20 protein-coding genes are annotated in these 20,377 nt (G+C 50.7%); 3 read left to right on the top strand and 17 right to left on the bottom strand.

Annotated elements, in window-relative coordinates; translation table 11 throughout:
- Positions 1–29 precede the first annotated feature (29 nt).
- Together DCC81_RS24895 and DCC81_RS24890 are read left to right on the top strand one after the other, a co-directional pair.
- Positions 30–4,370 (top strand): CusA/CzcA family heavy metal efflux RND transporter, encoded by a 4,341-nt coding sequence (locus DCC81_RS24895; RefSeq protein ID WP_108689478.1) that lies wholly within the window; start codon positions 30–32, stop codon positions 4,368–4,370.
- Positions 4,371–4,374: 4 nt separating this feature from the next.
- Positions 4,375–5,520 (top strand): efflux RND transporter periplasmic adaptor subunit, encoded by a 1,146-nt coding sequence (locus DCC81_RS24890; protein WP_108689477.1) that lies wholly within the window; start codon positions 4,375–4,377, stop codon positions 5,518–5,520.
- Positions 5,521–5,608: 88 nt separating this feature from the next.
- Here DCC81_RS24890 and DCC81_RS24885 read toward each other — a convergent pair whose 3' ends face one another.
- The 5 genes from DCC81_RS24885 to DCC81_RS24865 all read right to left on the bottom strand — a co-directional run bounded on the left by DCC81_RS24885 (position 5,609) and on the right by DCC81_RS24865 (position 9,120).
- Entirely contained in the window at positions 5,609–5,896 is a 288-nt protein-coding gene (locus tag DCC81_RS24885; RefSeq protein WP_108689476.1) for a DUF1330 domain-containing protein, read from the bottom strand.
- 2 nt (positions 5,897–5,898) lie between these two features.
- The gene (locus tag DCC81_RS24880) at positions 5,899–6,288 is read right to left on the bottom strand and encodes a DinB family protein (protein WP_133177801.1); all 390 of its coding nucleotides are present in this window, start codon (positions 6,286–6,288) and stop codon (positions 5,899–5,901) included.
- A gap of 67 nt (positions 6,289–6,355) precedes the next feature.
- Entirely contained in the window at positions 6,356–7,195 is an 840-nt protein-coding gene (locus DCC81_RS24875) for a helix-turn-helix transcriptional regulator (RefSeq protein ID WP_108689474.1), read from the bottom strand.
- Between the two features lie 193 nt (positions 7,196–7,388).
- Positions 7,389–8,189, bottom strand: coding sequence for an NAD-dependent epimerase/dehydratase family protein (locus DCC81_RS24870; protein WP_449384883.1), 801 nt, complete (start codon positions 8,187–8,189; stop codon positions 7,389–7,391).
- Between the two features lie 91 nt (positions 8,190–8,280).
- A complete protein-coding gene (locus DCC81_RS24865) occupies positions 8,281–9,120 on the bottom strand; it encodes an AraC family transcriptional regulator (RefSeq protein WP_108689473.1) in 840 nt (279 codons plus the stop codon).
- Positions 9,121–9,293: 173 nt separating this feature from the next.
- On the opposite strand from DCC81_RS24865, the gene DCC81_RS24860 reads away from it, so the two are divergent.
- The gene (locus DCC81_RS24860; protein ID WP_108689472.1) at positions 9,294–10,490 is read left to right on the top strand and encodes an MFS transporter; all 1,197 of its coding nucleotides are present in this window, start codon (positions 9,294–9,296) and stop codon (positions 10,488–10,490) included.
- Between the two features lie 326 nt (positions 10,491–10,816).
- On the opposite strand, the gene DCC81_RS24855 is transcribed toward DCC81_RS24860, so the two are convergent.
- The 12 genes from DCC81_RS24855 to DCC81_RS24805 form a co-directional block, all read right to left on the bottom strand.
- On the bottom strand, positions 10,817–11,038 hold the full coding sequence (locus DCC81_RS24855) for a helix-turn-helix transcriptional regulator (RefSeq protein WP_108689471.1): 222 nt from the start codon (positions 11,036–11,038) through the stop codon (positions 10,817–10,819).
- A gap of 77 nt (positions 11,039–11,115) precedes the next feature.
- Entirely contained in the window at positions 11,116–11,319 is a 204-nt protein-coding gene (locus tag DCC81_RS24850; RefSeq protein ID WP_108689470.1) for a hypothetical protein, read from the bottom strand.
- Between the two features lie 165 nt (positions 11,320–11,484).
- Entirely contained in the window at positions 11,485–12,102 is a 618-nt protein-coding gene (locus DCC81_RS24845; protein ID WP_108689469.1) for a glycoside hydrolase family 25 protein, read from the bottom strand.
- Positions 12,099–12,671 (bottom strand): hypothetical protein, encoded by a 573-nt coding sequence (locus DCC81_RS24840; RefSeq protein ID WP_133177800.1) that lies wholly within the window; start codon positions 12,669–12,671, stop codon positions 12,099–12,101. The genes DCC81_RS24845 and DCC81_RS24840 overlap by 4 nt, the downstream gene beginning before the upstream one ends.
- Positions 12,637–13,551 (bottom strand): carboxylesterase family protein, encoded by a 915-nt coding sequence (locus DCC81_RS24835; RefSeq protein WP_108689467.1) that lies wholly within the window; start codon positions 13,549–13,551, stop codon positions 12,637–12,639. Before DCC81_RS24835 ends, DCC81_RS24840 begins: the two co-directional genes overlap by 35 nt.
- Positions 13,552–13,553: 2 nt before the next feature.
- Positions 13,554–15,104, bottom strand: a complete 1,551-nt coding sequence (locus DCC81_RS24830; RefSeq protein WP_165806733.1) for a carboxylesterase family protein — start codon at positions 15,102–15,104, stop codon at positions 13,554–13,556.
- Between the two features lies 1 nt (position 15,105).
- Positions 15,106–15,456 carry a hypothetical protein gene (locus tag DCC81_RS25450; RefSeq protein ID WP_133177799.1) on the bottom strand — a complete coding sequence of 117 codons (351 nt, stop codon included), beginning with the start codon at positions 15,454–15,456 and terminating at the stop codon, positions 15,106–15,108.
- Positions 15,453–15,782: a hypothetical protein gene (locus DCC81_RS24825; RefSeq protein ID WP_108689465.1), complete on the bottom strand. Its 330-nt coding sequence runs from the start codon at positions 15,780–15,782 to the stop codon at positions 15,453–15,455. The genes DCC81_RS25450 and DCC81_RS24825 overlap by 4 nt, the downstream gene beginning before the upstream one ends.
- Positions 15,783–15,787: 5 nt before the next feature.
- Complete coding sequence (locus DCC81_RS24820) at positions 15,788–16,078, bottom strand: hypothetical protein (RefSeq protein ID WP_108689464.1); 291 nt, start codon at positions 16,076–16,078, stop codon at positions 15,788–15,790.
- Positions 16,056–16,337, bottom strand: a complete 282-nt coding sequence (locus tag DCC81_RS24815) for a hypothetical protein (RefSeq protein ID WP_108689463.1) — start codon at positions 16,335–16,337, stop codon at positions 16,056–16,058. Before DCC81_RS24815 ends, DCC81_RS24820 begins: the two co-directional genes overlap by 23 nt.
- 39 nt (positions 16,338–16,376) lie before the next feature.
- Positions 16,377–17,846, bottom strand: a complete 1,470-nt coding sequence (locus DCC81_RS24810) for a hypothetical protein (RefSeq protein WP_108689462.1) — start codon at positions 17,844–17,846, stop codon at positions 16,377–16,379.
- Positions 17,847–17,856: 10 nt separating this feature from the next.
- Complete coding sequence (locus DCC81_RS24805; protein WP_108689461.1) at positions 17,857–20,376, bottom strand: SGNH/GDSL hydrolase family protein; 2,520 nt, start codon at positions 20,374–20,376, stop codon at positions 17,857–17,859.
- Position 20,377 lies beyond the last annotated feature (1 nt).

The following is a 20,377-nucleotide window of genomic DNA, read 5'->3' as shown; positions in this document are numbered from 1 at the left end:
ATTTATATCAGCTTCGCAAACAAAATCTCATGCTGGATAGAATTATTGAGTTTTCCGTGAGGAATAAACTCATCATAGGCCTGCTCATGCTGGGCCTCATCGGCTATGGTGTGTACGAGGTTACACGCCTGCCCATTGATGCCGTTCCCGATATTACCGATAACCAGGTGCAGGTGATCACAGTAGCCCCTGCGCTGGGTGCACCTGACGTGGAAAGGCTGATCTCCTTTCCCATAGAACAAGCCAACAGCAATATTCCCGGCTTGCACAAGATCCGCAGCTTCTCCCGCTTTGGGCTCTCCGTGGTCACCATTGTTTTTGATGATGACGTGGACATATACTGGGCCCGCCAGCAGGTAACAGAACGGCTGGCAGAAGCCAGGGCCCAGATCCCTACTGCTTTTGGATCGCCCACGCTGGGCCCGGTCACTACGGGCCTGGGCGAGATCTACCAGTACAGCGTCCGGCCTAAAAAAGGATACGAAAATAAGTACGGCCCCATGGAGCTCCGCACCATACAGGACTGGATCGTGCGCCGCCAGTTGCTGGGCGTAAAGGGCGTGGCTGACGTGGCCAGCTTCGGGGGGTACCTCAAACAATATGAGATCGCCGTTTCACCGGAAAAGCTCAAATCGTATGGGCTTTCCATCAATGATGTTTTCAATGCCGTGGATAACAACAACCAGAACACCGGTGGCGCTTACATAGAAAAAGGGCCCACGGTGCTTTTTATCCGCAGCGAGGGCCTGGTGGGCAGCATTGCAGACATTGAAAAGATCGTGGTGAAGAACCTGCCCAATGGCGCGCCGCTCCTGATCCGCGACGTGGCCGATGTACACATTGGCTATGCTACCCGCTATGGCGCCATGACATATAACGGGGAAGAAGAAGTGGCCGGCGCAGTGGTGATGATGCTCAAAGGCGCCAATAGCAGCGCCGTGGTCAAAGCCATCAAAGACCGCGTGGCACAAATTCAAAAGACACTGCCGGAAGGCGTGGTGATCGATGCCTTCCTGGACCGTACCAAGATGGTGAACAACGCCATTGACACCGTAGAGAAAAACCTGCTGGAAGGCGCACTGATCGTAGTATTTGTGCTGGTGCTTTTCCTTGGCAATTTCCGGGCGGGTATTTTGGTAGCTTCCGTGATCCCGCTGGCTATGCTGGTAGCCGTGATCCTGATGAACCTCTTCGGGGTGAGCGGTAATCTCATGAGCCTGGGTGCGCTCGACTTTGGCCTTATCGTGGATGGCACGCTTATTATCGTGGAAGCCTGTATGTACCGGCTGCATCACAGCCTCCAGCAACGGCTCACGCAGGCGGAGATGGATGACCTGGTACATGAAACCTCCACCCGCATGCGTAGCAGCGCGGTCTTCGGAGAACTGATCATCCTCATCGTTTACCTGCCCATTTTCGTGCTCGCAGGTGTGGAAGGCAAGATGTTCAAACCCATGGCCCAAACCGTGGCATTTGCCCTGTTTGGCGCCTTTGTACTGGCACTCACCTATGTGCCCATGATGAGCGCCTTATTCCTCAGCAAAAAGGTTCCCACCCGCAAATCCTTTTCCGATAGGTTCATGGAAACGGCGGAGCGCCTGTACCGCGGCATGCTGGAAAAGGTGCTGCACCGGCCGGTGCTCATCGTCGGTACGGCGGTGAGTTTGCTGGCAATAGCAATCGTGATCCTGTCGCAACTGGGTGGCGAATTTATCCCGCAGCTGGAAGAAGGTGATTTTGCAGTGGAAACACGGGTACTTACCGGGAGCAACCTCACCACCTCGCGCAATGCGGTGTCCCAGGCATCAAAGATCCTGCTGGCAAAGTTCCCCGAAGTAAAACAGGTGGTGGGCAAAACCGGCAGCAGTGAAATACCCACAGACCCCATGCCCCTGGACGCCAGCGACATGATGGTCATTTTAAAAGATAAAAAAGAGTGGACCTCTGCATCGAGCTTCAATGAGCTCACGGAAAAAATGGGCAAGGAGCTGGAAGTCATACCAGGCGTCACTTTCGGGTTCCAATACCCGGTGCAGATGCGCTTTAACGAGTTGATGACCGGCGCCCGCCAGGATGTGGTGTGCAAGATATACGGGGAAGACCTGGATACACTGGCCGCCCTATCCCACCGGCTGGGCAGCCTGGCCGGGAAAGTGCAGGGCGCCCGTGATCTGTACGTGGAAGCCATTACCGGCATGCCACAGATCGTGATCAGGTACAACCGGGATATCATTGCCCAGTACGGGCTGACCATCAATGATGTGAACCACGTGATCAATGCCGCTTTTGCAGGGCAAACCAGCGGGCTGGTATTTGAAGGCGAAAAACGTTTTGATATGGTGGTGCGCCTGAACCAGGAACAACGGCACGACCTCAGTGATGTGCAGCAACTGCTCATCCCCACTCCTGCCGGCACACAGGTGCCGCTTTCACAGGTGGCCGATGTACGCATCCAGGATGGTCCCAACCAGATACAACGCGAAGATGCGCAGCGCAGGATCATCGTAGGCTTCAACGTACGTGGCAGGGATGTGCAATCTGTAATTGGGGACCTGCAGCGGCAGGTAAGCGCCCACCTCAAAATGCCGGCTGGCTACTACATCACTTACGGTGGTGCGTTTGAGAACCTGCAGGCGGCCAAGAAGCGCCTGTCCATTGCCGTGCCGCTGGCACTGCTACTCATCTTTATCATGCTTTATTTTGCGTTCCATTCCCTGCGGGAAGCGGCACTTATTTTTTCAGCCATTCCCTTATCCGCCATTGGCGGCATCTTTGCCCTAGCGCTCCGGGGCATGCCCTTCAGCATTTCTGCCGGCATTGGTTTTATTGCGCTCTTTGGAGTGGCCGTGCTCAATGGCATTGTGCTCATCGCGGAATTTAACCGCCGTGCAAAAGAAGGTACAACCGATGTATTGACCATCATCCTGGAAGGCACCAAAGTGAGGCTACGTCCCGTGTTGATGACGGCATCCGTGGCATCATTGGGCTTCTTGCCAATGGCGCTGAGTGAATCAGCCGGCGCGGAAGTACAGCGCCCACTGGCCACCGTAGTGATTGGCGGCCTGGTAGTAGCAACCTTCCTCACCTTGTTTGTACTACCTTCTTTGTTTTACCTGTTTGAAAAACGTAAACATCAAAAATCACGGGGTATGAAACCGGCCCTTGTTTTACTGCCACTGCTCCTGCTGGCAGGCCTCCCGGCATCCAGCCAACAGGTAGTGCCCCTGCAGGCGGCCATGGATAGCGCGGTGAAAAATAATCTTTCCCTGCGCAGTGAAAAGCTCACGATTGCTTACCAGGATGCCCTGCGCAAGCACGCTGCAGATATTCCGCAAACCATGATCCTGGGCGACTACGGGCAGATCAACAGCATCTACAACGACAACCGGTTTGGCCTGTCTCAAACCCTGAAATTCCCCACGGTGTACAGCCGTCAAAAGTCGCTGCAGAACTCACTCTGGAAAGAAAGTAGTTATACAGCAGCGGTTAAGGCTACAGAACTGCGCAAACAGGTAGCAGGCCTGTACCTGCAACTGCTGTTGTTAGAGCAGAAGCGCACCCTGCTCCTGGGGGTGGATAGCCTGTATGGTAATTTCCTGTCCAAGGCACAACTACGTTTTGATAAAGGCGAAAGCAATATTGTAGAAAAAACCGCTGCAGCTACGCAAAAGGGCCAGGTGCAGCAACAACTGGCCCAGCTCACCAGCGACAGTGCGGCCTTGCAAATACGGCTGCAATGGTTGCTCAACAGCAGTGAGCCCATTACCCCGGATTCCAACTCCGTGGCGCTATTACAGCCAGACCTGGATAGTGGCGTTACCAGCTCCAATCCCTACCTCCGTTTACTGGACCAGCAACAACAATCATCCACCGCAGAATACCGCCTGGAAAAATCACGCCTGCTGCCAGACCTGCTGATCGGTTATAGTAACATGACCATCCGCGGCACAGGCGCTGATGATAAAAATTATGATGGCAGTAAACGCTTTCAATCCGTGCAGGCAGGCGTTGGCATCCCCATCTTTGCCAGTGCGCAGCGGGGCCGTGTCAATGCTTCCAGGGTAAAGCAGCAGATCTCCGCCAATAATTATGATGCAGCCAAACAGTCGTTGCAGGCGTCCTACAGCGCGGCACTGCAGCAATTCCATAAAGCGGCCGGCGCGCTGCAATACTACCGGGACAGCGGGTTACCCAATGCAACGGTGTTATTCACCACCGCCACCAACCAATATGAACACGGCGAGATCAACTACCTGGAGTGGGTGCTGCTGGTCAACCAGGCCATTGCCGTACAGAGTGAATACATCGACGCATCCAATAACTATCGCCAGGCTATCATCGACATCAACGCGCTAACCGGTAAACTGTAATCACATGAACAAGCTCATATATTTTATTCTTCCCGTTACCCTTGCCTTTATGGCCTGCAAATCAAAAAAACAGGAACCAGCTGCTGCCAGGGAAAACACCACCACTGAAAACCTGGTCCAGTTGACGGATGCACAGCTGCAATCAGCTGCAGTTGAGTTAACACAGCTGGCACCCAAGAACATCGCCTACACACTGCATGTAAGTGGCAAGATCGATGTGCCGCCGCAAAACATGGTGAGCATTAGTTTCCCGCTGGGTGGGTTCCTGAAAGACACCCGCCTGTTATCCGGTATGCAGGTTACAAAAGGCGAGGCGATTGCCACCATGGAAGATCCGCAATACATCCAGCTACAACAGGACTACCTCACGGCCAGGACAAAGCTGGACCTGCTGGCAAAAGACTACATCCGCCAGAAAGACCTGAACAGCAGCAAAGCCGCCAGTGACAAGGTGTTTGAGCAGGCGGAAGCCGATTACAAAAGCCAGCAGATCCAGGTAAGCGCATTGGCCCAAAAGCTGAAACTGATTGGCGTGAATGCAGAGAAACTGGATCCTTCCACCATCAGCCGTACCGTCAATATCTACTCTCCCATCAATGGATTTGTAACTGCCGTGAATGTCAACATTGGCAAGTATGTAAACCCCACGGATGTACTTTTTGAGATCGTTGATCCTTCCGACATTCACCTGGGGCTTACCGTTTTTGAAAAGGACATCCCAAGCTTATCCAAGGGGCAGAAAGTCATCGCTTACACAAATACTGATCCTTCCAAAAAATATGAATGCGCCATTATCCTCATTGGCCAGGATGTTGGCAACAACCGCAGCGTGGAGGTACATTGCCACTTTGAGCAGTATGATAAATCGCTGCTGCCAGGCACCTTCATGAATGCGGACATTGAAACAAAGAACAAACAAGTACAGGCACTCCCCGAAGCGGCGGTGGTAGCCAACGGTGGCCAGCAATATGTGTTTGTAGCACATGACAAGCACACCTTTGAAATGGTGCCGGTAAAAACAGGCGGCCGTGAAAACGGCTTTCTTGAAATACAGGCCGATGATGCTGCCACCCTTGCGGGAAAAAATATCGTTGCCAAAGGCGCCTATTCCCTGCTGATGAAAGTAAAGAATGGCGGGGATGAAGAATGATCCACAGGCACTTCACCATGACAAAGGGCCACCCATCCGGGCGGCCCTTTATCATTTTAATACCCCGCCATGGCGGCGGCGGGTTATCTCATTTTCCATGTACCAATATCATCTTACCATTTGCCGTGGAACGCCAGCGGATCTCCTTTAGCGGCTGGTATTCCGGATCATTATAACACTGTAGTGCAGCGGCTTCCGACGGAAAGCGGATGATCGCATGCATCTTCATGGGTGTGCCCTCCACCCCTATCGCATCCAGGTCTGATGCGAGTACCTCCGCGCCGTACTTTTGCAGCAAAGCCAATACCGGCGGCCCATAATGGGCGTATTCAGCGGGATCTGTAATATCGTAGCTGTTTACATAATAGACAGGCATGATCAATAAATATAAGTAGGTGGTTCAATACCCTGGCAACGCAGGTAGATAGTAGCCTGGCCGCGGTGATGCGTGATGTGGTCTATAGTGGCATGAAAGCCTTGCTCATTTTCACCCGGGCTGTTTTCCAGGTGATCAAAAGCTTGTTTCAGGTAAGCGATGGTGGCCTTTTTGGTAGTAGTGGCCGCGGGCGGGGCCCACTCCCCTTCCTGTTGTCGCATAAAATTTTCCTCCCACCAAAAGATGCCGTAACCAATGTGGTGCAGTAACTCCGCAAAGGACCAGATGCCATTGGCAGGCTTAAAGTGATACTGTTCCGCAGGCATGGCCTCGGCCACTTCCAGCGTATACTTCCTGGCATTTTCCAGGGTAGGCAATAGTGCATTTTTCATGATGAACAATTTGATGATCCAAAGGTAGCCAGCATGAAAAGGGGATGTTTAAGATATCTTGCTCATTTCAGGAGCGTGTTGCCAGGGGTGACTTTCCATAGTGCTTTTTGTAAGATGCAGAAAAGTGTTCAAGACTATTAAAGCCGGTAGAAAAAGCAATGTCTGTGACCGTGTTTCGGGAGTACATCAATTGTAACTGCGCTTGTTTTAAACGGATATGGGTTAAATATTCATAAGGAGCCGCCGTGGTCATTTTCTTAAATAAGCGGCTGAAATGAAAAGGGCTCATATGCGCCATAGCAGCCAGTTCTGACAACTTTACGTTTGTAGCGTAATTGTCGTACATAAATGTTTTGATGGTTTCAATAGCTGGCAGGTAATGAATTTTCTGTTTGTTACTTAAGCTGGGGAAGAGCCGCCGTTCATCTTCTGCGGAGATAATCTTTAAGAATAATTCTGTCATCATTTGTTCCAGCCACAGGTGCTGCTGGCGCGGCTTGTGCAGTTCGTTAAAAATCAACTGGTGCATGAGCTCCATTTCCGGCGTGGCTTTGACGAGGATAGCGTGTATGTCGGGGTCCCGGAAGAACCAATCCAGCGTAGACCCGTGTTGTGTTAATGTGGCCACGCTGTTTGCTGCAAATGAGAAGATGGTGCATTGATCGGGGACGTCATGGATATGCCGTACGCGGTGGTCGAATCCCGGTTTACAAATAAGAAAGAGACCGCTGTAGGCCTCCAGTTCGTTTCTGTAGACTTTAAAGCCGAAGCTGCCCTTGCGAATGTAGGCCATGGAGAAGTGTCCTGTTTGTTCCACCCCGGAGGTGGTACATTCTTTACACTGGCACAGGAAGTTTTGTACTGTGCAGATTGGTGATTGGTAGATGGTTTTGATCTCCGCTTCCATGGTGGTAAAGTTAGATTTTTTGGATGGGTATGGGGTAAAATTAGAGGGCGATGGTGACAGCCCTATGTCAGTAGGGAGTAAATCATTCCTGGCGATCCTAAAACAGAAAAGCCGGAGTTCCCCCCGGCATTTCCTCCCCGTGCCTTGGCCCGGTCAAATATGAAAGCGGATCAGCCGTACTACAATCCCCGTCTTATAACAAACCTTCTTGTGCGGCCTGGTAAACAGTCCTGACTGCGACCCTGAAACCCAGGCGCCGTGCCAGCGAACCATCAACATGCAGGTGCCAGGGATTTACAAGTGGTTCAGCAGATGAGGCCATTCTTTCACCTGTAATTTGCATTAATTCGTAAACCGACATTGGCGCCTCATCTGTAATATTTACAATGCGGCCGTCCATTGCGCCAGCAATAGCTATCCGCACGGCAACAGCAATATCCTTATGATGGATGGTACTGATCTTCATAGCAGGATGCCATCCCGCGGTATGCTTTGGAAGCATTTGCAGGTGGCCGTCCCCATCCCCATAAACAAATGGGAACCGCAATATGGACCAATTAAGCCCGCTGCCGCGCAGCGCCTGTTCTGCAGCCACTTTACTGGCCGGGTAAGCATGTTCAGGGGAAACCAGATCATCCTCACGCCCGGGATGCGGATTGTTGCCATTGTAAACATGTGCAGTGCTTGCCATAATAAAACGGGCACCAGGTGCCTGCTCCTTTACGGCTGCGATCAAATTGCGTGTACCGTCCAGGTTACTTTTCCAGATAAGGTCTGTATCCTGGGTACGGAATACGGCCGCCAGGTGAATGATAGCCACTACTTTGTCCATCACACCAGTAAGCGATGAGGGATCAAGCAGGTCGCCCTGTACAGCTGTTACCCCCTCCGGCACTTCTTTATTGCCGCGTACTAGCGCCAGGCAATCAAAGCCCGCTTCCACCAGGCGTGGCAGCAATCGTGCCCCTACGAGGCCCGTTACGCCGGTCACCAATATTCTACCCGTTTGTTTGTTCATTACTTTTAATTTTTTGAACAAAATTCAACAGGATACAATAAACTGAGCCCGACAAAAAACGGTAAGTTCAGGACAAATCCGTAAAGAAGGCCGCGACCGTTTTACCAGTCACCTTTTTAAACAGGCGGGAGAAATAATCGGGGTCGCTAAAGCCAAGGTCAAATGCAAGCTCCTTTACAGACAGCCGTTCTCCATGATACAACCTGCGCCTGGCTTCCAGTATCAGCCGGTTCGTCATAAATACTTTTGGAGAAAGCCCTGAATAATGCTTTACAATCTGGTATAAGCTGTCTGTACTTACTGCAAGCGCCTCTGCAATATCTTTAATGCTGGGGTGATCAGTAAGGTTATTTTCTACAAATATTTTGAAACCAATAAACTTGGTGAGTCGCTCATCTGCCGGCTTTTCTTCCGCTGCAAAATAGGCAGTGTTGATTTCGGTAAGCAGGCTGTTTAAATGAGCCAGGATCAGTTCGGGCGCGGCATCCGCGCTGCTTAATAAGTGCTTTAGCAGTTTAAAGATTGTTTGCACACGCAGGGCAGTGGCAGGCGTAAAGATGATCCGCTGTTGGTTCAGGGGATTAAGAAGAAAGGGATAAGATATTGGCAAACGCGAAAGGCATTCTTCGTCAAAACCCAGTTTATAGTAATCATTACCATGTGCCGCCACCGGGTAGCGCAGGATCTGGTGGGGTAAACAGAAAAGCAATTCATTTGCCCCCAGATCGAAAGTCTCCAGGTCAACGCTGTGCCGGCTTTTCCCCTCAATTACAAAAAGGAAAAAGTAGTACGGCAACCGGTGTGCAGTTCCTTTCCCGGTGGTGGCTTCCGGGGACAAATGCCCGAAATCCGGGGAAACGATCCGTATGGGAAGTTGGTTATGCTGACTGAAATGTGCGGGTAGCATACGCTGAAGTTAGGCAAAAGACTACACTTTTCACGTCCGTTTTTTTAATGTAAAACTCACCATTGATCTGGCAACAGGAGAAATGTTGAATGACACTTATCAATGCAACGCAGGATGCCTCCTGTTTTCATTATCTTTAATACAGGATATGCAATTTACCTCTAGGTGGTATCATGAAATATTTAACGCGTACGGTCTGGATATTATCATTTATCAGCCTGCTGACCGATGTTGCCAGCGAAATGCTCTATCCGATCATGCCCATTTATTTAAAAAGCATTGGGTTTTCTGTGCTGCTGATTGGCATATTGGAAGGCGTGGCGGAAGCTACAGCGGGTTTAAGCAAAGGATATTTTGGAAAATTGTCCGACTATTCCGGTAAGCGTGTGCCATTTGTACAATTAGGCTACGCATTAAGCGCCTTTTCTAAACCTATAATGGCAGCCTTTGTTTACCCCGCCTGGATCTTTCTGGCCCGCACCATTGACCGGTTAGGAAAGGGCATCCGCACCGGGGCCAGGGATGCGCTGCTTTCCGATGAAGCTACCCCGGCCACCAAAGGCAGGGTGTTCGGATTTCATCGTTCAATGGATACATTAGGCGCTGTGACCGGGCCTGCCCTCGCGCTATTGTATCTTTATTTTCACCCGGGCCAGTACCGGGCATTGTTCCTGGTGGCGTTTGTACCGGGGCTGCTGGCTATTGGCATATCTTTTTACCTCAGGGACAGGAAAACGGGGCCCAAAGAAAAAAAAGCGCCGGTTGCTTTCTTCTCATTCCTGCATTACTGGAAAGACAGCCCGGTCATTTACCGGAAGCTGGTAGCAGGTCTGCTATTATTCACGTTGTGTAACAGCTCTGATGTATTCCTGCTGCTTAGAGTAAAACAGGCAGGGTTGAATGATACTGCTACAATTGGGGTGTATATTTTTTACAACCTGGTGTATGCGTTAAGCGCCTTTCCATTGGGCATATTGGCTGACCGGTTAGGGCTTAAGAAAATATTTGCATTAGGGCTATTGCTCTTCGCCCTGGTTTATGCAGGAATGACCATCACGGCGGGGCTGTATTGGTACGGCTTCCTGTTCTTTCTTTACGGGCTTTATGCTGCGGCAACGGAGGGGATTTCCAAGGCCTGGATAAGCAATATTACAGACAAAACCGATACCGCTACAGCCATCGGCACCTATACAGGGTTTCAGAGTATCTGTACCATGCTGGCAAGCTTTGTTACAGGATGGATATGGTTTAGGCTCGGAGCAGGTATTGCATTTTCAGTTACAGCAACGATCGCAGCTATTGTGCTGCTATATTTTTTATTGGTGGTCCCGAAACCATTAACTGGAGATGCAAAGGGCATTAGCGACTAACGGCATTGTTTGCAGCAGCTACAAAACCGGGAGGCTTATACAACAATGGTAATATCCCGGGTAAAACCGGTTTGGATAGAGGGGTACTATTGCAAACCCCAAAAAAATGGGTGACCAAAACAACAAAAGCCGCTGTGGTAGCGGCTTTTCTGCAACATATTCGTGTCCCGGATTGGTACACATATCTAATTACAATTAATTGAAAATCAATTTACTATATTCATTTCTGAGAAATAGTACAAAAGTTGTATAAAAAAGCCGCCCTTGACAAGGCGGCCGGTTCAATCTATTGTTTGTTAACCCACCCGAAGGTAGGGCAAATATTGTTAATCGGCTGGCGTTAAATTAACGTCCAGATAAAAGTTAAGCGCTGACGCAATTCTGACCAGAGTATTGATTTCAAAATTCGTTTTGCCCAATTCAATATCTACGATGGTGGCCCTACGGAGCGCGGCGTTCTCTGCCAATTTCTCCTGGGATAATCCACGATATTCCCTCGCTTGCTTAACCATGGCGCCTATGTGGCGCAGGTGTGATGGTGATTCCATATCTTTGCTCAGTTAAGTTGATCTGTGATCTGCTTTCAATGACAAGCCCCAGGAGTGATTACCTGGGGCTATTTTTGTTAGTTTCTACCAGCAAACCCTTGCTTTCTTGGTGTTAAATATGGTTCCTTGCTCTGTACAGCATCTCTGAAGTCCCTTCCTGTAGCGCAAGCATTTTTTGCATTACTGATAGCCTCGTTTTCATTTCTTGCCTTAACGATGATAGATCCCTGAGTTCCTTTGGCCGTGGTGTAGGTTACGTTGAAGGTGATTGCTTTGTTCATTTTGTTAAGTTTTTTTTGATTAGTGATTGTTTCAATGACAGTGTAAAGATAGTACGTTATAACGTACTATCCAAATTTATTTCTGCCTTTTTAAAAATATTTTTCCCAGACACGAAAAAGCCAGGGAGGAATCCCTGGCCGTGCATACATCAACCAAAATCAATATTATTCTCTCGCCAACTTATTAAGGTCAACAGCAGTACTGATGCCCTCCACAGCCCCATCGCTGGAGTACTGCCACATGAAATACCTGTCCCACCCAAGCGGTAGAGGCGGCGTGGCAACCTTGCCGTAATTGGCTACCCATAGAGGGACCAGACCCAGACCGTGATCCGCTGGCAACTTTGCATTCAGGTAGGGCGCGTAAGAGTAAATGAAAGGCACCACGCCGGTGAGCGCTGTCACCTCCTGGATGAATGTTTTCACCCAGAAAAGGAACTCCTGCCGGTTCAGCGGCGTGTCCTTCTGGTTGCCCCAAGGCTCCAGGTCAACGGCCAGCCACCGAGGGGGGGGATATGCCCCGCCGTGCGCCATGCCTGCGAAGTACTGTGCCTCCTGTTTGGCATCACCTTCTGCGGTACCGGTACGCCGGTCGGGATAGGCAAAGTGATAGTAACTCACCCGGATCCCCGCTTTAGCCGCTTCCTGGGAATTTTTGGAGGCAGCCTTGTCTACATCAGCGTAACCCAGCGAAAGGCGAATAATCACATCCGTAACACCATCCTGGGCCACTGCAGGCCAGTCGATCACTCCCTGGTTAGAGGACACGTCAATTATTTTCATAATGGTAACTTGCTTTTAATTCGTTTGTAGATCCACCCCGCTGCCCATAGCAGGCCGGCTACCAGGGAAATGCCGCCAATGGTCCACAGCCACCAGGGCACGCTATTCTTTCGCTGCACCTGCTTATCCTTGGTCATTGTTTCCTGGTGTACAGTAGCCGCCGAATGCTGAGTGCTATGCGATACGCTGTCCACAGTGTAAGTGCTATCCACCGGCGCCAAAACCGTTTTCTGCGGCGTGGTAGCGGCGGCGTCCACCTTAATGCCGCCGCCCGGCTGGCGCTGCGCCGTAACGTCCATCGTAATGTTGCCATTGCTGATATGAATGAGATGAACAATACCGCTATCTACCGGCAGGAATACACCGTATGCGTGCAGGCTGTCCGGCGCCAGGATCACCGGCCGGCTGGCCTTGACGCTGGTCACGCTGTGCACCTGCAGGTCTGCGGAGGTCTTGGAATGGCCCGTGCTGTCGCTGCTGGTCCTGGTGATGCTTTTGTGCTTATTCAGCGTAGAGCAGCTGGCCATGGCCAGGCTACTGAGCAGCAGGAATATTCTCAGTTGTCCCATCGGAGTACACTTTGATTGTGAGGAGGAGCTTCTTCGTGACAGTCGGCGGCGTAGTAGTAGTATCGACCGGAGCAACCGGCGCCGGCCCGCGGCTGTTCAACAGCATCCATTCGTAGACATTCAGCGCCTTGCCATTCACCTGGCGTGTGGTGGTACCGTTATACATCGCATCCCAGCCGCCGTGGCCGCCGCTGTACACGGTGGTGAGCGCCTGGCCGCCGGCATTGTTGATGGCTGTGGTGTACTTCTTGGCGTTATCCGTGAAACCATCCTGGTCACCAGAGATAAACCATACCGGTGTGTTGTACTTCGCGAAGAGGCCCAGGTTTTGGCCGGCCTGCGCTTCAATGGCTGCCGGAGATAGGCTCACCACGGCAGCTATCTTGCCGGCAAATGATTCGTCCCAGCAGGCGTACATCAGCGAGGTCTGGCCGCCGGATGAAAGACCCGTGGTATAGATCCTGTTAGTGTCAATACGCAGCTTCTGCGTGCTCATAATGTAGTTCCAGGCATAGCGCATGGCTGCCGGATAGGGCGACCAGTTGGCGGCATCCTGCACAGCAATCACGATGAATTTCTCCAGCTTGCCGGTGACCGGGTTCGTAGCTTGCGGCTCCCAGCCGGCTTTGATCCTGCCCAGGAGGTAATTGCTGGTCAGGCGGTTCACGTCCGTGCCGGCTTCCCCGGTGCCATGGAAGTAGATAATTACCGGGTAGTACTTCTTCACGCTGTCCTTGTACTCCTTAGGTGTGAACACCACGGTATTATCCGGGAATGCCGGCAGGGGCCATTGAGTGGATGGGGCCTGAGAGGTAACCATTTGTGCCGATGCTGCGCCGGCCATAAGAGTAAGCAGCAGTAATACTTTGAGTGTCTTCATATTTAAGAGTTGATTGTAAGCATAATTGCACACAGGCCGCCATCGTTGCTGCTGGCCGGGTACTGCGCGTTGAGAGCCATGGAGAGAACGCCAGATCCATCAGCGGCCACGCCATCCCAGGTGAGATAATTCAGGACGTTGTACACGTCATCCACTGAGTTCTTCGTTACGCCACCAATGGTGCCGGTAACGCCGTAATGGGCTGTGCCGCTCTCTGTTTTGTAGTAGGGGAAAATATCCACCCTGCAGGTGGCTCCCGCCGGCAGGCCGGTGAAATTCCAGGTATTGGAAGCATATACCCTGCGGGATTGCAAGAACACGCCACCAGGTAGGCCATGGTAACTGCCAGGCCCTGCGCCGGGGAGATCTGCTGCCCATTGCGTATACTGGCATACGAAAGAAATAGCAGTGGCATTACCATCTGAATCCACCAGGTTGGTGAAAGTAGTGCCGGTATCAGTGGCACTGATCCTGGTGTAATTTCCAGTGGCTGGGTTGGCGCTTGTGCCAAACGCCAGTATAATACGTTGATTCCCATATTGCTGGGCCGACTTTAAGGTGGCAAGCCTCGCTTCCAGCGCTGTTTTGTCGCTGCTGGCCGCTAGCATGCCGGTGAGCCGGTCCGCCGCCAGGTAATGCAGATAGTCCTGAGTGTTCTCAGCGTGGGTAACGTAGTTACCAGCTTCCTGCACACGGCCCAAGCTATGCAGCAGCATCCAGTCCTCTACGTTTAGTCCCAGAAAGTTGGCCGCAGTGGTGAAATTGAATAGGTGCTGATTCCATTCCAGGTAGCTGTGATCTCCGTCATAATGAAACTGCGTTAACGGCGCGATGCGGCCATTTGCGGCGGCCAGGGCATCCACAGCAGCAGCAACGTTCCCCACACCAACACGTTGGTCCTGCAACCCCTGAATGATAATGCCAGGTATATCCTTGATCAGTGAAGCGTTAGCGGCCATGCCGTTAGCCGGCGGAGAACTGATTGCATAGGCGGCAAACCGGGTGGGCTGCTGAATGATCTTTGCAATCACTCCTGCGGCGCCGTCAGAAAGCCCGCACAGATATATTCGGTTCTGGTCTACATTGTAGTTGGCTACCATGTAGGATATGCAACTATCAATGAGATCCAGCCGTTCTGACCACGAGCCAGAGGGAAGCTGCGGAGCAGCACCGCGGCATTTCATTAACTGCCCAGTCGATGAAATGACCAATGGCAACCCATCTTCCAGTACCTTATTGATATCCGTACCTCCCTGGTCAACCCCGTGGAGAAATATCCAAAGGGGCAGCAACTCTGTGCCATCGTCACCGCCTGGAAGTAGGGTATACTGTCGTTGCCCGCTGGCCACATCGTACATATTGTCGTTCGGGCCGCCCGTGCCAAAGAAGCGCTGTGGAAGTGAAATCCCGGAGGTGATTGGTACCCAACTGGTGGACCCGCGCACGTGATCACCTGGTTTCACTGGAACCCACGCAGACCCGTTGAATACCTTCCCGGAACGATCAATAATATCCACCCAGGCGCTGCCTATATATATCTTTAGATTGCTCATATCATGCTGGTTGAATCCACAGGTCGCCGGCGTAATAAGTGCCCCCGGTTGGTTCATCTGCCTGCTCAAATACCTGTATGGACCGGCCGGGGGCGCCGTCATTACCATCATTACCAGGTGTGCCTGGTTCGCCCTGGTCGCCTGGGGGCCCTATCAGGCTGGTGCCAGCGGGCCAGGCGCCGGCGATCTTGGGTCCATAAATGAAATGGGCAGAAGTGTCGATGTAGAAGTTACCATCTACTCCCAGGCCCACATCAGGTGCACCAGCGCCATACAGCACGGTATTGCCGTCTGCGCCATCGCCAGTTGTCTGTATCACGTCAGAAACAGTAAACGTTAATTCGTCGCTCATATCGTAGCGGATTGTTGCACCTGCACATCGCCTGTAGGAGAGTGTTTAACGATGCCGTTAGAGAATATCATTTTAACATCATACCGGTAAAAGCCTGGTAGCAATCCGGCTGAACCATCAACCGTAAGTTGCAAGTCAGAATTATCATCAGGATTAATTGTCAGCCCAGATTCTACGGAAAAGAAAGCCACCTGCACCCCGGCATAGTTTACAAATGAAACCGTAACGGACTGCATTTCACTCCAGTTCAATGGCTGGCCGGCAGCATCCACGCCCTGAATGTGCTTTACTATTTTGTCGCCCTGTTTGAATACGATGGGTTCCATACATGTTAATTTTTTGCGGTGTGGTCCCTGGTTACTTCCAAATCGGTTACTTTTTGCTCCAAGAGTGCAACTCTCACTTTCATTTCACCGTATTCCGCTTCCATCTTTACCTGCCAGGCTCTGTTTTTTTCGCGATCCTCCTTGTTTTCCATCTGTAGGTTGGCGATAGATTCTGCCACGCTGCGGACATCTGACTTCATCATCATAATGAAAACCGCACCCAATACAACATTGACAACAATTTTGATCACGTCAGCCGCTGAGAATTGCAGGCTATCCCACTTGACTGTTCCCATCTTCCTTTTCTGTTTGTGTTGCGTTCAAATCGGTTGCCGTAGACCCTGCGGGAGATCCTTTCTTTGCCCCGGGTGTACCACCCACAAGCCAGGCAAATCCAGCCCCTACAACAGAGCCCAGCAAAAAACCTTCAGCGGTATCAGCAAAACGGACGTTATCCTTTGGAATAGGAATGAACGTAATGCAAAAGATGTAGAGTAAAACAGCAGCCGTTGTCCAGGTAATTATCTTGTACGTTGGTAAAAAGTGATCGTCCATTGTTGTTAGTTTAGATAGGTATTTAACATTTAATCTGTATCACGGCGCTGCGCTAATCTTAGTGATAGTTCCCAGCTTAGCAACAACATCGTTTGTAGCTCCGCCACCAGCGCCCCATAGGTCGAAAGTGATGGTAGTAGTGTAATTCAGGCCGGTAATGTCCAACTGGGAGCCGGTGGATGAGTAACCGTTGACTGTGAAGATTAACCGACCGGTTGTTGAGCTGGTACGAATAAAGAGCACCTGTCCATCCCAGGCGCCGCCATTGGCTGGCGTACTTCCGACAACAGCGGCATTGCCGTTCACTACTATTTCAAGGGTTTTGTTATTGGCATTTGATGCATAAATACCACCATATGTGGCTCTGATTTTATCCCCATCAGTGACGAGTGTGTTAGCTGGAATGGTGTACTGATAAAGAGCAGAGAAAGTGTTTGCCGTAGCGGAAGTATTCCCTATAGTAGTATAGAAATCTTTCAGTGCTCCGGGCGTTGACGACGGGGATTGCCAGCTTGCGTTACCCACGCCATCAGAAGTCAACACCTTACCACTTGCTCCGCCGGTAGTAACGGTTAGGGTTGCGCCTACCAAGGAGGTGCTGGTGATCACCGAATCAGCGAAGTAAGACGAGCCGTTAACTTGGAAACGTTGTGTGCGAGAAATTACTGTGCCTTGTGGATAACTCACTAATGTGCGGCCGCGGACCAGCGGACCAGATGGCGAAGTGCCTAGCATTACATCTCCATCCCTGCCAGTACCTTTGGCACCAGGGATTATGAAAATGTCACCCCCATCACCTTTTGAGCCGGCAGGTTGGCTGCCGCCAGCTACCTTAACGTAGCCAGGTGTGCCAGGATTTGAACTTGTGGTTGTAGCGCCAGCATTCCCTCCCTGGAGCGTTACATTGCCCCCTGTTCCAGCATACGTACCATTCCCCATTGAAAGGCCGCCAGCACCGGCAGTAAAATCTAAATTTCCGCCTACACCACCACCACCAGATGTAATTGCTGTCCCAAATTGATCACCACCCGCGCCGCCATATATCTGAATAGTACCGGCCGATCCAGCTTGCGCGCTTGTCCCAGCATTGTAAGTAGTAGATAACCCCTTGCCACCTTGTACTTTAAATGGCTGCGTCATGCTAATGGCGAACTGTGTAGCACTAGTACCTGAATCTACCTGGTTGATAGCCCCTTTGTCAACATTGAATACAGGGAAGCCGGACGCTTTGAACTGGCTGTTCTGTATCACCTGACTAATAGCAGGGATCTTTTGAAATAATCTGCCGTTGGAAAAATAAAATGCAGTGTCTGCAGTCTGTTGCCTGAATACGAGCGAACCAGGATATGTAGCGGCCGGATATTTCAAAGTATCCCGGGAGTTGAGCCAAAAAAGTGAATCAACCCGTACCTTATCGTACCATTGAGGTACATAAACATGGTAGGTAAACTGCGCATGCGCAGATACAAAGCAGAAAAGAAAAGAAGCGAAAAATATTAATTTCCTCATTACAGTTGGTTTAGTAAAAGTGAGCAAAGAACACTTCACCGGCATGCAGTACATCGCCGGAAGTGGTTAAAGTAAATCCGCCACCAGCAGACTGTGCCCATTCAGAGCTACGCAACGACCCCGCACCTCGCCGCTCTAACCAGAATGTTCCCTGCAGGGCGTCGCTGGCGTGCGTTTGCGTCCCATCTTCGCCCGCAGGTATCACCATTTCGTACGGCCGAGTAGTAATAGAGAGTACAATCCAGTTGCTTACTCCATCACTCATGATGGCAACACAATCCCCATAGCTGGGAATGCAGATAGTTGGCTTTCCGTTTATTGTATCACTCCCATTTGGTGTAATAAACAATGAGAAGTTACCTGTGCCAACATTTTTGATATAATACATCTTGCCTGGGTAGTCAGATGCTTTACCAAGTGGAAGACTGGTATTGGTTCCGATGTTGCAGTAAACCGCGAAATACGTTTCGTCAAACGTAAAAGCTGCATTTTTTGACTTGATGCCGCCACGAATGCCCTCAGTCAACCAAAGACCGCGCATATGGGTATTTGCGGCATTATCAACCCACCACACATCAGTGTAGGCAGTGCCAGTGCCATTCTGTGCGGTTAATATGTGCCCTGCTGATCCTGTAAACTGTCGGAAACTATCCGGACGAAATATCACACCTTTTGCGGTACCGCTATTTGTTTCCTGGGTCTCAATGATGGCAGAGCCTCCCACGGTAGGAGTGCCCCCTACAATCTTGCCGGATACATTTACCTGCGGCGTGGTCACGCTTTCCGTACCTGTGATAACACGTGCCGTGAATGTATCCACCTGGGCGGTATCACCGGAAAAGGCTTTTACGTCGTAGTAATGGTCGGTAGCGATCAGTGATAGGAGATTATCAAAACAGGTTTGGGTCTGCGCAAGGCTAGCCGTATGTGCCGGCATGGCAATTACTGGTTGAATACCACGCTGTAAGCAGTAGTTGACCATCCATATGATGTTGGATAGCCACCCCGCAGCTGAGGTTTTGCCATCTACATCAGTACCAGTGGCATAAGGATCAGTACTGCTGAAATTCCATTCGGTGTGGCTCGGATCGCCTACGTATGGTATGGAGTTGTTATCGTTGGTAAAGAACTCCAGGACAATGACAGTAGGTTTAATCAACGCGGCGGTTACCAGGGAATCCAACCAGTATTTACCCCACACGCTAGTCATTCCAGAGCGGCCCCAATTGAATACTTTACTGGTATCCCCACCGGCATTTCCAAAAAGAGTTTTAAAACGGGTGGACCAATCTTGGTGTCCGTCCTGATATTGCGTCCAGGAATTTCCGAAAAAGGCAATAACATCAGTATTTGAAAATACTGGCTGCTCAGGATCTGTCGCCGTGATATAAATGCCAGTGCGGTTTACAGCCAACGCGGTAGGATTATTTGTTCCTGTGGTATAAGAGAAGGTGAGAGAGTTGGCATTCGCAAAAGGGACCCTGATCATCTTTCCTGGATAATTTGCCTGATCCGATAAAGAAGAGCTGGGAGCCGCCTCAATAATACCTGATAAGGTCTCGTTATACACCAGCACACCATCTACGGTAACCTGGATAACGGCATCTCCTGTGGTAAATGAGGCGCCAGCGTTATACGCCTTCTTTATCATGCCAACATACGTCTCGAAGTATCCGGATTTGGCGCCTAAAGGAACTGTCCAGGTAATACCCCTGCCAACACCACCTTGTATAATTCCAAACGCATGAGATCCCAACTGCGCAGCATTCTGCGTGTTGGCAATTATGGTAGCCTGAGCGGCAAGATCAGGTGTTCCCGGCACGAAACCGGCAGTTTGCGTGCCCGCAGTCAATGTAAATGGAATAGTTGCCGGGTTAATTTCAGGCCGCACCAGGGCGGAATTATTTTTCAAGGCACTAAATGCCTTCATTGAAAATAGCGCATCTGCCAGTGCGCGATAACCGTAATCGGTCAAGTGCTGGCTATTCACACCGTCAAACATTGATTTCATGGCGCCATTGACCACAGTAGTTCTAAGCGGGGTAGACAAGATCGCATCCCCCGTGGTATTCAGCGCCAATAAGTAATATGTCTGGTATGTAGTGCCGTCATAAATAACAACCGGATAAGGACCACCGGCAAAACTTGCAACATTCGCCCCAGATACAGCTATGGATGTGCTGCCCTCATCACCATAGATGGTAACTGTCATATCTTTGGTAACGGCTGCCGGCTGTTCGCTACTCAGTGTATATAGGTAAGTCTGGAAATAGTATGCAGGACTGCTGTATGGAGAAAGTTTGCTGTTCCATGCATTGATCTCGGCCCGTGTGATTGCGTTCACATAATCTGGTGTTTTATCGCCAGCTGGCTTCCACGTGCTGGTGTCGGCATCCCATAGATAAAGCAATCCCTCATATACGCCAACGGCGTTATCGTCAGATGGTGCCGTTACAACATCGTCCAACAATGGCAGCATCAACTGTCCATTCACTTTTAAAATATCCCCCTTACCGTAGGTAACTTCCATT

This window comes from Chitinophaga parva (assembly GCF_003071345.1).
Taxonomy (GTDB): domain Bacteria; phylum Bacteroidota; class Bacteroidia; order Chitinophagales; family Chitinophagaceae; genus Chitinophaga; species Chitinophaga parva.
The sequence above is the reverse complement of the archived record's forward strand: the minus strand, read 5'-3'. Positions and strand labels throughout refer to the sequence as shown.

Excerpts from the sequence above, each read along its gene's own strand:
- DCC81_RS24805 (WP_108689461.1), bottom strand. The coding sequence starts at position 20,376 with ATGGAAGTTACCTACGGTAAGGGGGATATTTTAAAAGTGAATGGACAG.
- DCC81_RS24830 (WP_165806733.1), bottom strand. The coding sequence starts at position 15,104 with ATGAGCAATCTAAAGATATATATAGGCAGCGCCTGGGTGGATATTATT.
- DCC81_RS24880 (WP_133177801.1), bottom strand. The coding sequence starts at position 6,288 with ATGAAAAATGCACTATTGCCTACCCTGGAAAATGCCAGGAAGTATACG.
- DCC81_RS24890 (WP_108689477.1), top strand. The coding sequence starts at position 4,375 with ATGAACAAGCTCATATATTTTATTCTTCCCGTTACCCTTGCCTTTATG.
- DCC81_RS24865 (WP_108689473.1), bottom strand. The coding sequence starts at position 9,120 with ATGCTACCCGCACATTTCAGTCAGCATAACCAACTTCCCATACGGATC.
- DCC81_RS24845 (WP_108689469.1), bottom strand. The coding sequence starts at position 12,102 with ATGAAAATAATTGACGTGTCCTCTAACCAGGGAGTGATCGACTGGCCT.
- DCC81_RS24815 (WP_108689463.1), bottom strand. The coding sequence starts at position 16,337 with ATGGACGATCACTTTTTACCAACGTACAAGATAATTACCTGGACAACG.
- DCC81_RS24810 (WP_108689462.1), bottom strand. The coding sequence starts at position 17,846 with ATGAGGAAATTAATATTTTTCGCTTCTTTTCTTTTCTGCTTTGTATCT.
- DCC81_RS24855 (WP_108689471.1), bottom strand. The coding sequence starts at position 11,038 with ATGGAATCACCATCACACCTGCGCCACATAGGCGCCATGGTTAAGCAA.
- DCC81_RS24835 (WP_108689467.1), bottom strand. The coding sequence starts at position 13,551 with ATGAAGACACTCAAAGTATTACTGCTGCTTACTCTTATGGCCGGCGCA.
- DCC81_RS24820 (WP_108689464.1), bottom strand. The coding sequence starts at position 16,078 with ATGGGAACAGTCAAGTGGGATAGCCTGCAATTCTCAGCGGCTGACGTG.
- DCC81_RS24850 (WP_108689470.1), bottom strand. The coding sequence starts at position 11,319 with ATGAACAAAGCAATCACCTTCAACGTAACCTACACCACGGCCAAAGGA.
- DCC81_RS24840 (WP_133177800.1), bottom strand. The coding sequence starts at position 12,671 with ATGGGACAACTGAGAATATTCCTGCTGCTCAGTAGCCTGGCCATGGCC.
- DCC81_RS24895 (WP_108689478.1), top strand. The coding sequence starts at position 30 with ATGCTGGATAGAATTATTGAGTTTTCCGTGAGGAATAAACTCATCATA.
- DCC81_RS24860 (WP_108689472.1), top strand. The coding sequence starts at position 9,294 with ATGAAATATTTAACGCGTACGGTCTGGATATTATCATTTATCAGCCTG.
- DCC81_RS24875 (WP_108689474.1), bottom strand. The coding sequence starts at position 7,195 with ATGGAAGCGGAGATCAAAACCATCTACCAATCACCAATCTGCACAGTA.
- DCC81_RS24825 (WP_108689465.1), bottom strand. The coding sequence starts at position 15,782 with ATGGAACCCATCGTATTCAAACAGGGCGACAAAATAGTAAAGCACATT.
- DCC81_RS25450 (WP_133177799.1), bottom strand. The coding sequence starts at position 15,456 with ATGAGCGACGAATTAACGTTTACTGTTTCTGACGTGATACAGACAACT.
- DCC81_RS24885 (WP_108689476.1), bottom strand. The coding sequence starts at position 5,896 with ATGCCTGTCTATTATGTAAACAGCTACGATATTACAGATCCCGCTGAA.